At 32.6% G+C, this 14,093-nt stretch carries 10 protein-coding genes and 1 tRNA gene; 8 read left to right on the top strand and 3 right to left on the bottom strand.

The annotated features are described in order from the left end of the window. Positions 1 to 31: 31 nt before the first annotated feature. The 3 genes from X927_RS08260 to X927_RS08270 are packed head-to-tail and all read left to right on the top strand — an operon-like array spanning position 32 to position 3,292. The gene (locus tag X927_RS08260) at positions 32 to 1,405 is read left to right on the top strand and encodes a glucose-6-phosphate isomerase (RefSeq protein ID WP_103077603.1); all 1,374 of its coding nucleotides are present in this window, start codon (positions 32 to 34) and stop codon (positions 1,403 to 1,405) included. 2 nt (positions 1,406 to 1,407) lie between these two features. Continuing rightward, entirely contained in the window at positions 1,408 to 1,989 is a 582-nt protein-coding gene (coaE, locus tag X927_RS08265) for a dephospho-CoA kinase (protein WP_103065540.1), read from the top strand. 13 nt (positions 1,990 to 2,002) lie between these two features. Beyond that, complete coding sequence (locus tag X927_RS08270) at positions 2,003 to 3,292, top strand: ABC transporter substrate-binding protein (RefSeq protein ID WP_103077604.1); 1,290 nt, start codon at positions 2,003 to 2,005, stop codon at positions 3,290 to 3,292. A 52-nt stretch (positions 3,293 to 3,344) separates the two neighbouring features. Here X927_RS08270 and X927_RS08275 read toward each other — a convergent pair. From X927_RS08275 to X927_RS08285, 3 genes are all read right to left on the bottom strand, one after another. Further along, positions 3,345 to 3,419 (bottom strand) — tRNA-Ala (locus tag X927_RS08275). A 34-nt stretch (positions 3,420 to 3,453) separates the two neighbouring features. Then, the gene (locus X927_RS08280) at positions 3,454 to 4,149 is read right to left on the bottom strand and encodes an ABC transporter ATP-binding protein (protein ID WP_103077605.1); all 696 of its coding nucleotides are present in this window, start codon (positions 4,147 to 4,149) and stop codon (positions 3,454 to 3,456) included. Further along, complete coding sequence (locus X927_RS08285) at positions 4,149 to 6,749, bottom strand: ABC transporter permease (protein ID WP_103077606.1); 2,601 nt, start codon at positions 6,747 to 6,749, stop codon at positions 4,149 to 4,151. Before X927_RS08285 ends, X927_RS08280 begins: the two co-directional genes overlap by 1 nt. Before the next feature lie 254 nt (positions 6,750 to 7,003). Here X927_RS08285 and htpG point away from each other — a divergent pair, with 254 nt between their 5' ends. From htpG to X927_RS08310, 5 genes are all read left to right on the top strand, one after another. Then, on the top strand, positions 7,004 to 8,884 hold the full coding sequence (htpG, locus tag X927_RS08290; protein ID WP_103077607.1) for a molecular chaperone HtpG: 1,881 nt from the start codon (positions 7,004 to 7,006) through the stop codon (positions 8,882 to 8,884). Positions 8,885 to 9,091: 207 nt separating this feature from the next. Continuing rightward, complete coding sequence (locus X927_RS08295; protein ID WP_103077608.1) at positions 9,092 to 11,179, top strand: hypothetical protein; 2,088 nt, start codon at positions 9,092 to 9,094, stop codon at positions 11,177 to 11,179. 31 nt (positions 11,180 to 11,210) lie between these two features. Next, positions 11,211 to 12,035, top strand: coding sequence for an AmmeMemoRadiSam system protein B (gene amrB / locus X927_RS08300; RefSeq protein WP_103077609.1), 825 nt, complete (start codon positions 11,211 to 11,213; stop codon positions 12,033 to 12,035). A 21-nt stretch (positions 12,036 to 12,056) separates the two neighbouring features. Continuing rightward, complete coding sequence (locus tag X927_RS08305) at positions 12,057 to 12,401, top strand: Asp23/Gls24 family envelope stress response protein (RefSeq protein ID WP_158245213.1); 345 nt, start codon at positions 12,057 to 12,059, stop codon at positions 12,399 to 12,401. 17 nt (positions 12,402 to 12,418) lie between these two features. Continuing rightward, on the top strand, positions 12,419 to 14,086 hold the full coding sequence (locus tag X927_RS08310) for a DAK2 domain-containing protein (RefSeq protein WP_103077610.1): 1,668 nt from the start codon (positions 12,419 to 12,421) through the stop codon (positions 14,084 to 14,086). Positions 14,087 to 14,093: the final 7 nt, after the last annotated feature.

The following is a 14,093-nucleotide window of genomic DNA, read 5'->3' on the forward strand; positions in this document are numbered from 1 at the left end:
TATAATTTAAACGTAAGAAGGGGGAAAAAAGATGAATGGTATAAAATTTGATTTCTCAAATGTTTTTCATCCCAATATTGAAAATGGCTTAACTGAAGAAGAAATAAACGACCAAGCCAACAGAGTTCAAGATATTGTGGAAACGATAAAACAAAACAATCCTGGCTTTTTGAGTCTACCTTTCACAAGGGTTTACATAGATAGAGTTTTGGATTTAAAAACGTGGATACAAAGTTTTGAAAGTGTTGTAGTTTTAGGCATAGGCGGTTCTGCATTAGGAAATCAAGCGCTGCAAACAGCCCTTAATCCATTACATTATAACGCTTTGTCTAAAGAAATAAGAAAAACTCCTAAAATTTTCATCCTGGATAATGTTGACCCCGATTTTATATCATCAGTTTTGGACCAAATCGATCCAAAGACTACTCTGTTCAATGTTATATCAAAATCCGGTACAACAGCAGAAGCCATGGCAAATTATCTAGTTGCAAGAGGAATAATCGAAGGATACGGATTAGATCCAAAAAAACACTTTCTATTCACCACCGATCCTGAAAAAGGTATATTAAAGAAGCTAGCTGAAGAGGAGGGAATAAAAACTTTAGATATACCTCCTTCAATTGGCGGTAGGTTTAGTGTTTTAACCCCTGTTGGCTTATTATCAGCTTTGGCAAGTGGAATAGATATAATTGATTTATACAACGGTGCCAAAGAAATGCACAAAAGGGTTACCAATCCAAATATTTGGGAAAATCCTGCGGCTTTTAACGCCTTAGTGCATTATCTATATTACCAGAAAGGTTACAATATTTCTGTAATGATGTCCTACTCAAACAAATTGTATCTACTAGCTGATTGGTACAGACAATTATGGGCAGAAAGTCTGGGGAAAAAATACAATTTAAAAGGTGAAATCGTGAACGTTGGGCAAACTCCAATAAAAGCATTAGGAACAACAGACCAACATTCCCAAGTTCAACTATACAACGAAGGGCCTTACGATAAAGTAATCACTTTCATACAACTAGAAAATTTCGAACGAAACATAAAAATCCCTAACATACACTGTGATCTTCCCGAGTTATCTTATCTGGGAGGTAAAAATCTTTCAGCCCTTTTGAATACAGAACTAGCTGGTACGGAATACGCTTTGACAGAAAACAATAGACCAAATCTAAAAGTTATTTTTCCTCAGATCAATCCCTTCAATGTGGGACAATTCATATTCGCATATGAATTTCAAACAGCAGTAATGGGAAATCTATTAGAGATAAACCCTTATGACCAACCGGGCGTCGAATTAGGTAAAAAGGTTACTTATGCTTTGATGGGAAGAAAAGGTTACGAAGATTTCAGCATTGAGGTAGAAAACAAACTTAAAAACAAAAAACAGGTGACGATGTAAAAATGGTAATAGGAATTACAGGCCCTGCAGGATCTGGAAAAAGCACTGTATCAAAGATAATAAAAAATATATACGGAGATAAGGCATCCATAATCGATGTGGATAGGTTAGGACACGAGGTCTTAACCTATTTTTTTATTAAAGAGAAATTAAAAGAAAATTTTGGAGAAGAAATATTCGATGATGATAACAATATTTCTAGATCAAAACTTGGCGAAATAGTTTTTTCAGACAAAGAAAAGTTAGAATTATTGAATAAGATAGTCCATCCAGAAATTCTTAAAAAAACTGAACAAATACTGAAAGAAATTTCAAATAAAAATGATATAATAATTGTAGATGCAGCTTTGCTTTTCAAAATAGGATTGGACAAATTATGCGATAAAATTATCTACGTAGATGCCCCAGAAGAATTACGTATTGAAAGACTGTCAGAAAATCGCGGTATCCCCTTGGAGAAAGCAAGAAACATCGTTAAATCCCAAGAATACATAAACTCTGAGCGTTGTGATTTTAAAATATCGAATATTGGTAATTTTGACCAATTGTACAAAGAAACAGAAAAAATTATCCAAAACTTATGAGGAGGTGTTCGGAATGAAGAAAGTTGTTTCTATTCTTTTTACGGTTTTACTTGTTTCTTTTGCTTTTTCTCAAGTTGAAATTGAGTTTTGGCACGCTATGGGGGGACAACTGGGAGAGACGTTGAATTCCTTAGTCGACACTTTTAATAGAGAAAACCCAGATGTCCATGTCTCAGCCATATATGTGGGAAACTACAGTGCCTTAAACCAAAAGTTACTTTCTACGATCACCGCTTACTCCCAAGGAAGTACTACAGACCTCCCAACTTTATCTCAAGCTTATGGAAACTGGACCGCAATGTACCTTTTTTCTGATGTAGTGCAACCACTTAACGGATATATTGAGAAGGATCCTGAGTTTAAAGAAGCTTGGGATAATCAGATATTCCCTGTTCTAAAGGATTTAGTTACATGGGGAGACACAGTATATGGAATCCCATTCAACAAATCTGTTTACGTTTATTATTATAACCCGGATCTCTTTGACCTATTTGGAGTTAATCCCCCCAAAACCATGGATGAATTATTTGAAGTAAGTGAACTTTTAACAATGGATTTGGATATGGATGGAGAAATGGATCAATACGGATTAGGTGCAAGAAACTTTATCGATGATTTTCAAATATTTTTATATGCACATAACGCAACATTTTTAGAATACGTCGGCGATGGCAAATACAAGATTGTTTTACCCGAAGAGAAAACAAAAGAGGTTTTGAGTTACATAAAGAACCTGAAAGATTCCGGATACGCTTTGTTCCAAAACGCCTATTTGGATCCCCAGTTCGGCTCTGGAGAAATAGCTGCATACATGGGAACGGTGGCAGGTTTAACTTATGCTGAACAATCCTCCAGAGGAAAACACGGTGTTGCTTGGGCTCCATTACCTTCCGTAGATGGTGTTCCTCACTCTCCTATAGCTGGAACAGATTTGATAATGTTTAACTGGGTAGGTCAAGATCAAAAAGACGCAGCATGGAGATTCATGAAATTTTTGATGGATCCCGTTAATGTTGCTTACTGGTCTATAAATACGGGATATGTTCCAATAAGAAGAGATGTTGAAGAGGTTCCACAGTGGCAAACCTATACGGCAACAGATGATAAGCCAACTATTGCACTAAAAGAATTAGAAACTGCTATCCCAGATCCAAAGCCAGCCGCATGGAACGATATAAGAAACGATATCAGCACAGTATTTGCTAACTTCCTAAACGATATGGCGACTGTAGATGAAACATACGATGCCATCGTGAATACTTTAGAAACAGGATTAAAGGAGACAGGTGAATACGCTGAATAATCAGTAATAATCATCAAAACCCCAGGTAGTATCAAAACCTGGGGTTTTATTTTGGTGGAGTTGATGGGATTCGAACCCACGACCTTTGCCTTGCGAAGGCAACGCGCTCCCGCCGCGCTACAACCCCTTCTTTTTATATTATATCAAAATTCATCAAATAATTAAACTTCTTGTATAATTCCATCTCTAATTTGAATAATTCTATCGGCTCTTTTTGCAATATTCAAATCATGGGTAACTACCACAAGCGTTGTGCCATTTTCTTTTCTTATTTCCTCCAAAAGTTCTATTATTATTTCACCATTTTCACTATCAAGATTTCCAGTTGGTTCGTCAGCCCATATAACCTCTGGAGAATGTATTATAGCCCTTGCAATAGCAACTCTTTGTTGCTCTCCACCTGATAATTCATAGGGGAATCTTTCTACTTTAGTGTCAAGCTTAACCTTCTTTAAAACTTCATAAGCTTTGTCCTTTGAGGTCTTGTTCTTTTCTCCTAAGATTAACAAAGGCAACTGGACATTTTCTAAAACCGTCAAAACCGGAATAAGATTAAAAAATTGAAACACAAAGCCCATGTTTTTGGCTCTGAAGGAAGTCCGTTCTTCTTCTTTCAAATTTTGAAATGGAACCCCTTTAAAGTAAATCTCTCCGCTGGTAGGATTATCTATTGCAGAAAGGCAATTTAGCAAGGTCGTTTTACCTGAACCTGAAGGCCCTAATATACCAATAAATTCACCTTTTTTAATCGTTAAGGTAACGTTTTTTAAAGCCTCTACTTTTATTCTCTTATCGTTGTACACTTTGTACAATTCAATTGCTTTTATCAAAGCACTATTTTTGCTCTCAACTTCCATTATCCAATCTCCCTCAAACTATCTGCTGGTGTGATTTTAGTTATTAAAAATGAAGGTATTATCAAGGTTAGAAAAGTGATTAAATATACCATTCCAATTATTCCAACTACATTCAACAAAGGAAAATAAAAATCAACATTTCCTAAAAATTGAAAGATGGCGAAAATTACATCCTTTGCAACTAGGTAACCTCCCACCAGACCAATGAAAGCTCCTACGGATACAATGCTGAAATTTTCAATGAGAAGTCCCTTGGTTATATCCTTTGAACTTGAACCAATAGCCCTTAGAGTTCCAATTATTCTTTGGCGAATTATACATGATCTCACAGAGTACAATGCCAGTCCTGAAAATCCGCTAATTAATCCAAGATAAAGCATTCCCATTGCTAAAGAAATTATACCATCTACCCCATTATAAATATTTTGTAATTCCTCTTCTATAAAAATGGGGAAATCAAAGTTTGACATATATTTCTGCTTAATTTCATCTATATTTTCTTTAGGCACATTCCCTAAAAGTATATCAACACTTTTCACACTATTAGGTTTAGAAACTATATTTGCAACATATTTTACAGGAATTGTGATATCTTTTAAGTCAAAAAAACCAACAACATCATAAGAAACGTTAGATTCTCCACCTAAGGGTGTAATAGAAGAAAGATTACCCTTCACGTATGCTGGGACTTTTTCTTCATCACTAAATTTTCCATAAAGAACGGTATTTTTACTTTTTAGTTCTTCTCTCCAATCTGTTACTGATTCCGATGGAATTATCGCCGATTCAAGAAAAGTATTGTCAACAAAAGCTATGATCTGTGAATTGAGCAGGGCAACTTGAACCTTAGTTGGCTTTTCTATTCCTTCATAAACAGCTATATCATCAGAAAAAAATAGGTTTTTTATAGGATTTGATACAACCAGAAAATTGTATCCAAACAATCCCTCTTGCATAGAAGTATCAACAAACTTAACCAAATTAGCCGGGATAGAAGAAATAACAATCAAACCAAAAATAATTATACCAAACATCAAAGAAAGCATTAAAACTCTCACTGGGAATCTCTCAACATAAGAAAATCCTAAAAGAAACGGAACACTCTTCTTTGAAGAAAATACCTTAGAGAATCTTTTTAAAATAGGAATTATAGATGTAAAAAAAAGAACAACGATAAAGCCGAATAAAAAGGCTCTTTGAAAAATAAAATTGAAAGTTAACGCTCTGGAATAGAGATTAAAAGATGTTTTACTAAGTATCATAAGAAAAATGGATAACCCAACATTAAATAAAGGGTTTTTGAATACAAATACTAATCCCAATGAAATTAGAATTAATCCAACAATTTCAAATTCATTTGCAAAGGAAGTTAACAGAAAACCAGATATAATAAAAAGAAGGGAAAACCAACCGTTAATACTATGAGGAACATACGCTTCCACATCTTTTTTCAAAGACTCCACCGGAGAATTGTTGGAAATATGTAACCCTTTAATCATAAAAATAATCAACGGAATTACAATACCTATTAAAAAACCAAATATTATTGTTTTAATACTCAATTCATAAGGAGCAATTGTAAAACTTCCTAAAGTTTCGAAAGTTAGACCTGATGCAATTTCACCAAGTTGATTTAACAAGGCGGCTCCTATTTTCGCCCCCAAAATAACCCCTATTAGAGAAGATATCCCAAAATACAACAGGGACTCCATAAAGAAAAGAAATAAGATCTTAAATCTCTTAACGCCTAAAATTCTTAAAATAGCCACCGTTTTTTCCTGCTCATTTGCAAAATTATTCCCGAAAACAATAACTAATATTAAACCTGCCAATATTGAAAAAGAACTAAAGGCAAAAACAATGTATCCTAGAATTTCATTTGCTGGGGAATTTAAAAAATCCTCTTTTATATTATTAATCTCCAAATTTGAAGGAAGGGAAATATCAGAAATATGTACATTTTCAGATTCAACGAAATCTACGTAAGCCTTTGATGGGAAAACTGTATTACCTTTGAAATCTGATACATTAACAAAGACTGATCCCGGATACTGTGCCATCTCTCCTCGATAATTCAAAAAACCCTTCTCACCAACATAGGAAATCTCTAAATTCTTTGAACCCCCAGGCATATGAATTACAATGGTTTCTCCCTCATCAACTCCAATTTCTTTTGCTATCTCTTTAGATACAACTACTTTACCAGGGCTTAAATCAATATTTTGACCCACAAAGTTTGAAAGATCTTCTTCTTTAACCGCAACAACCAGAACTTCTAAAAAATGTCCATTATTTTCTATTCTTCCCAAACTTTCTGAAACCGGCAGAATATTTTTTATTTGGGGATTGCTTTTAAGATCGTCTAAAATCATTTGCGACAAAGGAAAAGAGAAAAATAAAGATGTCCTGTTATTAACAATAAAGGCATCTGCTTGGCCAAAATTAACTTCCACTTGAGTTTTTCTATATGAAACTATCGAATCATTAAGGGAAAGAGAAGAAACAGTTAACAAAGAAGGAATGATAGCCCCCAATACTAGCAAAATACTTACTTGCCATCTCTTTAAAAAATTACGAAGGGCAAATTTCCAAAAAAACACTAAACCATCTCCCAAAAATGCGTTCTTCAGTGCATAGTGTTATTTTATCAAATTACATTAAAAAATACTATAGCATAATAAAAAAATATATCAAAATTCATTGCATCCTAAAATGAGTTCAAGAGCTCAACAAAGTTCTCTATATAAAAATAATAAAAAAACAGAAAATTAACCTTCAAAAAGATTCGATATAATTGTTTTTTGGTTAGAGTTTATAAATACACTAAGATTCTAAAAAGCAGGAGGGAAAATAAATGCCTGAAGTAAAAGAATTTCAAGCAGAAACAAAACAATTACTCAATCTAATAATAAACTCCATTTACACTCACAAAGACATATTTTTAAGAGAGTTGATTTCTAACGCATCAGACGCGCTTGATAAAATCAGATTCTTATCTTTAAAAGACCCTGGCGTTCTACAAAATGATACTGAATTGCAGATAAGGATTGAAATAGACCAAGATAACAACACTTTGATAGTTGAAGATAACGGTATTGGAATGTCTTATGAAGAAGTAATCGAAAACTTGGGAACTATTGCAAAATCAGGCACTAAAAACTTTCTGGAACAACTAAAACAGGCTCAATCTGAAAACACTATTATAAACCTCATAGGGCAATTCGGAGTTGGGTTTTATTCGGTATTCATGGTTGCGAAAAAAGTTATTGTAGAAACAAAAAAATGGGATCAGGATAAAGGTGTGAGATGGGAATCCGATGGAATAGGAACTTATTCAATTGAAGAATGTGAAAAAGCCAATAGAGGAACTAAGATTACCCTAATATTGAAAGATGATCTAGATGAGGATGAAAATTATTTGGACCAATATAAAATTCAAGAATTAGTCAAAAAACACTCTAACTATATAAAATATCCCATAAAAATGAAATGGGAAGAAGAAGTAGAAGCAGGTAAAAAGAAGATAACCAATAAAATACTTAATTCGATGGTTCCCTTATGGAACAAAAACAAAGAAGAAATATCTCAAAACGAATACAACGAGTTCTACAAAGAACATTTTTACGATTGGAACGATCCTTTCGATGTTATTCATTTCAAAGCTGAAGGAACTACGGTTGAATTTACAGCTTTGCTTTATATTCCTTCTAAGTTACCCTTTACTTTTTTCAGTAAAGATTACAAAAGGGGCTTAAACCTCTATTCAAAGAACGTGTTTATAATGGAAAACTGTGAAGAAGTTCTCCCCAATTATTTGGGTTTCGTTAAAGGATTGGTGGACTCTCCCGACTTCTCTTTGAATATCTCAAGAGAAATACTCCAGAAAAACAAGCAACTTAAAGTAATAAGAAAAAATATTGAAAGAAAGATATTAGACGCTTTAAAATCAAAACTTGAAAACGAAAGAGAAAAGTACGTGGAATTTTGGAAAGAATTTGGAAAGGTTATAAAAGCAGGATTATATCAGAATATACAAGAAAAAGAAAAAGTTCAAGACCTACTTTTATTCGAAAGTTCTACATCTGATAAAAATATGGTGACCCTTAAAGAATACATTTCAAAAATGAAAGAAGATCAAGGTAATTATATATATTACGCAGTGGGGGAAAGTAAAGAGATTATTGAAAACCTACCTCAAATGGAAACTTTCAAAGAAAAAGGTTATGAAGTGTTGTATTTAACAGATGAAATAGACGAATTTCTCATCAAATTGATGCATGACTACGAAGGAAAAGAATTCAAATCGATCAGCAGTTCAAATGTAAAAATAGATGAAAAATTTAAAGAAAAAGAAGAAGAAAACAAAGACTTGCTCCAAAAAATAAAAGAGTATCTTAAAGACAAAGTAAAAGATGTTAGATTAACAGATAAATTGAAGGAATCCCCCGCATGTATAGTAAGTGCCAACGAAGCAATATCCTTGAACATGGAAAAAACCTTAAAAAATCTAGAGCAACTACCCTTTGAAGCTGAAAAGATCTTAGAGCTAAATCCTGATCATCAAGTATTTAAAATATTAACAGATATATACCACAAAGATCAGAACTCAGAAGAAATTAAAGATTACGCTGAATTACTTTACAATCAATCTTTGTTACTTGAAGGATTAGAAATCGAAGATAAAACTACATTTGCAAAACTGATCACAAAGCTAATGATAAAATCAAAAAAATAAAGACGCCCTAAAAGGGCGTTTTTCAATTTCAAAAGAGTTACAACGCAAATGACTATTAAAGAGAGTTTTTAAGTTTTTATGGTATAATTAAAGTAATAAGAAAATATTCTAAAACATATCCATATTCTAAAACTTTCTAAAGGCATTTTTTAAACCCAACTAAAATAACAAATTTATACTGTTTTTACTGAATTTTAAGGGGGTCTCATGCCGAGGCAGAAGAAATCTCTTTTCTTTATTTTTTTACTATTACCTTCATTTTTCTTTGGTTTTTTCATAGATTATGACTCATCCACCAACGCCAATATCGTATTTTTTGAAACGCAAAGTAAGTTTGAAATTTATCCAAACGATTCAAAGACCATTTACAAAATTTCTTTCGAAGAGGAAATTTTTGAACAAGCTAATTACAAAATCAGTAAAGGGCCTGTAAAAGAAGTCTCTACTTCAAAAAATGTAATTACAATCAAATTTCTTTATCCAATGAACAATTTCGAAATAAAGGATGATAGGATAATCTTTTTTGGATATAAGCCATACAATTTTCAACAGATAAACTTTGAAAAAATAAAGTTAAATGACGCTATAGATATGTTGTTTACATACATCGGTTGGAATTGGATAAAAACTGAAGAATTACCGGACACTTTTTTCGCCATAAATTCAAATGAAATACACATAGAACATTTTTTAAGAATGCTGAATGAAGTTTATTCTTTAAATACAATCTTTTACGATGAAGATACTGTATTAATAGGTAAAAAAGCTTCTGCCTTTGAAAATGACTTGCCTTTATTCATTGAAAATGAAAATATCTCTGAAGAAAGTTCATCAACAAATTTTATGCGAGTCTCTTCAAAGGAAGATTCTTTAGATAAAAATCAAGAATATTTGCTTTTCTTTGAATCAAAGTATGACCTAACCCGTTTAGAAAAAATATTTGATTGTAAAGTAGCCTTTTTTGAGGATAGTTACTACGCTGTACTTGCTAAAGAAGGGGAAAAGGATCAAATTAAAGAACTAATAAATTATTTAAACGAAATTCCAGAAACATACGATGAGTCTTTACTAATAGCATCACAAGAAATTAATGAAACGCCTACTCATATTGAAAAGAAAGAGAATTACGATGATGAAAGTTATATTGTTTTAACGTCCACCTACGATATGACATTTTTAGAAGAGATTCTACCTATAAAGACTTACAAGTTAGACGAACAAAATTTCTTTTTAATGGGAAGTAGTGAATCAATAAAGATAGCGGAAAAAATCAACGAACTTGTTCAACCTCAAATTATTCCTAAAAAGACCCAACCTGTAATTAACAAAGAACTTGTTACCATTTCTGTTAAAAAGAGTACAATTTTTGAGAAATTATTAATCCAAGAGAATATCCATTTTTCAAAAATCACAGCACAGGAAGATTATGTTCTATATATGTTAGAATATGAAGAACCCATAACAAATTTTGTAAAAAATATTCTGGATTCATTCCCTTATGAAAAGGGTGATATTGAAGTTTCGTTAAAAGAGTTAATTTCCTTGGTAGCAAAAGCACAATCTATAAACGTTATATCAGATTTTGAAAACGATAAAAAGATAACTATCAATGATTTTAATTTAGATATGTCATCATTACAGCCTTATCTGGTATCTCAAGACATATGGTACGAGAACATCGGGCATAATACCCTTAGATTTTATGAACAGAAAAAATTATTAAAATACGAGATTTTCGTCTTTTCAGGACAAAATGTTGATAGATTCTCTGTAGAAGAACTTTACTTATTAACTTTACAATTTGATGGTATAATAAGTGGTAGCAAAGATAGAGCTTCATTAATATCAAAACCTGTAATATATGTCAATGAAGGTGAACCAGCATCAATAAAATCTGTCTTATCGGTTCCCGTATTCGATGAGGAAGGTAAGATAGTTTCAAAAATAGAATCAGGTTTTATAATGGAAGTAAGTGGTGAATACGACAATATTACAAAATTGGTCAACACTGAATTAGATATAAGTATAAGCGAATTAAAAAACGAGGATAAAAACATAGTTGATGAAAGAAATATGAGTAGTAAATTCACCATACCCAACGGTGGTTTTATAAAATTAGGTGGATTGAATTTTACCAGCATAGTTGAAAACGAAAGCGGTATTCCTATCTTTAAAGAAATACCAGTAATAGGACAATTATTCACTTCGTATGAAAAAACAGAAAATGTATACGATTTAGTTATTCTTATACATGTTGAAGTATCTAATAAACCTGAAATAGAGAATTATTTCTGAAACATCTGTCTCTCAGGAGGCGATTAGAAATATGGAGAAGATAAGGAATCCTGTGGTTGCAGGTACTTTTTACCCTTCGAATCCAGAAAATTTAAAAAGTCTTATAAAAGAGCTTTTCGGTGATAGTTTTAAAGTAAATTCTGAAAAATTAATTCCTCCTATGGGGGTTATAGTACCTCATGCTGGTTACATATATTCTGGGGAAACCGCAGCAAAAGCCTATAAAAAGATATTTGAAAAAGGTATAGCAAAAAGAGTATTTTTGTTAGGGCCTAATCATACAGGATTAGGGTCTAAAATATCAATTTTTACAAGTGGTAGTTGGGAAACCCCCTTGGGAAAAATAAAAGTTGACGAAAAAACCACAAGAAAGATTTTGAAAGAGTTAGATATTTATAACGATGAATTTGCACATTTAAATGAGCATTCACTAGAGGTACAGTTACCTTTTCTTCAGTATGCTATGGGAAATGATTTTGAAATTGTACCTATTTGTATGATGGATCAAAGTTTAGAAACCTCCAAGAAACTAGGAAAAATTTTAGCAGATATAATAGAAGACGGAGATTTAGTCGTTGCTTCTTCGGATATGAATCATTACGAAAGTCATGAAAAGACATTGCTAAAAGATGAAAAAGTTATAGAAACATTAAAAAAGATGGATTTACAAGAAATGTATGATAGAATAAAAAGATATAATATTACTATGTGTGGATACGGTCCCGTCGCTGTTCTTTTAAGTATAGGATTTGATGATATTGAAATAATTGACCATACGACGAGTGGCGAGAAAAGTGGGGATTATGAAGTGGTAGTTGGATACATCTCTGCAATAGTTAGTAATTCACAAAAATAATAAACTATGGAGGTGAACCTCATGTTAATAGAAACAGAATTTGGTACTGTAGATATAAAAAACGAAGTTATAAAAGAATTGGTTTATAAAGCTGTTATCGAATCCTATGGGACGGTTGAAATCTCTGGAAAACAAGGATTTTTTGATAGGATATCAAGTTTATGGTCAAAAAGTGAAGATAGAGGAATAAATGTATCGGAAAATGAAGAAAGCATAGTAATTGATCTCTTCCTCGTTTTTGAATATGGTCTCCCCATTAAAAAAGTCGCTCAAAACATACAAGAGAATGTTCATCATAGAGTTACATCTATGTTAAATTTTGATAATATCAAAGTAAACGTGAGCATATCTGGCTTGAAATATTGAGAGAAGGTGTTTGTCCAATGCTCAAGTTTTTGTATGCAAAAGACCTATATCTGGCTTTAAAAAAAGGTACGGAAGAATTAGCTAAAAACAAAGATGAAATTAACGCCTTAAATGTCTTCCCTGTCCCAGATGGAGACACAGGTAATAATATGTTAGCAGGTATGCTCGAAGCTTGTAAAAGTATGGATGAAGTTGAAGATAAGAACGATATGAAATCTATGATGGAAAGTTTAAGAAGAGGCCTTTTGTTAGGAGCAAGGGGAAACTCAGGTGTTATTTTGTCACAAATATTTCGCGGAATAACTGAAATTCTCGAAAAAAAGAAAAGAATTAGCACACAAGATTTTATAAAGGCTCTCAAAAATGCAAAAGATAGAGCTTATAATGCCGTTATGAAACCAGTTGAAGGAACAATGTTGACTTTAATACGAAGATTGTCAGAAAAGATGGAAGAAACTATGTCCGAAGAAAAAGATTTTTTGATTTTTTTTGATACTATGGTAAAGTATTCATTTGAAATAGTAGAGGAAACCCCTAAATATTTGAAAAAATTACGCGATTCGAATGTTGTGGATGCTGGAGCAAAAGGACTTGCTTACATTTTAAAAGGGATGAACGATGCACTTCACGGTGATATTGAAGTCGAACTAGAGGAATTAGAATCCGCCACACCTGAACAAATAACAGAAATAGCCTATGAAGAACTAACATACCAGTATTGCACAGAAGCGATAGTAAAATTCCAGAAACAGCCTATACAAAAAAAGACCTTAGAAGAAATAAGGAGTTTTTTGGAAGGTCTCGGTGATTCCATCGTTTTAGTTAATCAGGATGACATATTAAAAACACACATACACACCAATCATCCAGGACTTGTCTTTGAAAAGTTTTTAGAACATGGCGAATTGATCAAAACAAAGATAGACAACATGAAAGCTCAACATGAACACATTATAACAAAACAAAAAGAGGGCAAAACAGCCGATATAGAGCAAGCCAAAGTGGCCGTTAACAATAATTTGAACAATAAAAATTGGGGTGTGATTGCAGTCTCTCCAGGAAAAGGAATTTCAGAAATTTTTAAAAGCCTGGGAGTGGATCAAGTTATTTTTGGAGGTCAATCTACCAACCCTAGTGTAAAAGATATCTCAGAAGCAATTAATAAAATTACACAAAAAAAAGTAATCATACTTCCCAATAACCCAAATATAATTCTCGCTGCAGAAAAGACCGCAGAGTTAACAGATAAAGAAATATTGATATTACCAACAAAACATGTTCAAGAAGGCATAAGTGCCATGCTTGGTTTCGATGACAATATGGACAAAGAAGAACTAAAAGAATCCATGATGGGATACGTTAAATCAATCGTTCCAATTGAAGTTACTTATGCGGTCAGGGATTCTACCATTAAGGGTGAAAAGATCAAAAAAGGCGAGTACTTGATATTTCTTGGGAAAGAATTAAAAGCTCATGGAAAGAATGTTTATAAAGAAACGGAAAAAGTTTTAGAAGAACTAATAAAAAAAGGCTATGAAATCATTACTATAATTTACGGTGAAGGGGCTAAAAAAGAAAAAATCGATCAACTAGTAAAAAATCTGACCCAAAAATACACCAATATAGAGGTAGAAATTCACAACGGTGGACAGAGACATTATCCACTTCTCATTTCCGTTGAGTGAAATCTGA

The organism is Petrotoga mexicana DSM 14811, from assembly GCF_002895565.1.
GTDB lineage: Bacteria > Thermotogota > Thermotogae > Petrotogales > Petrotogaceae > Petrotoga > Petrotoga mexicana.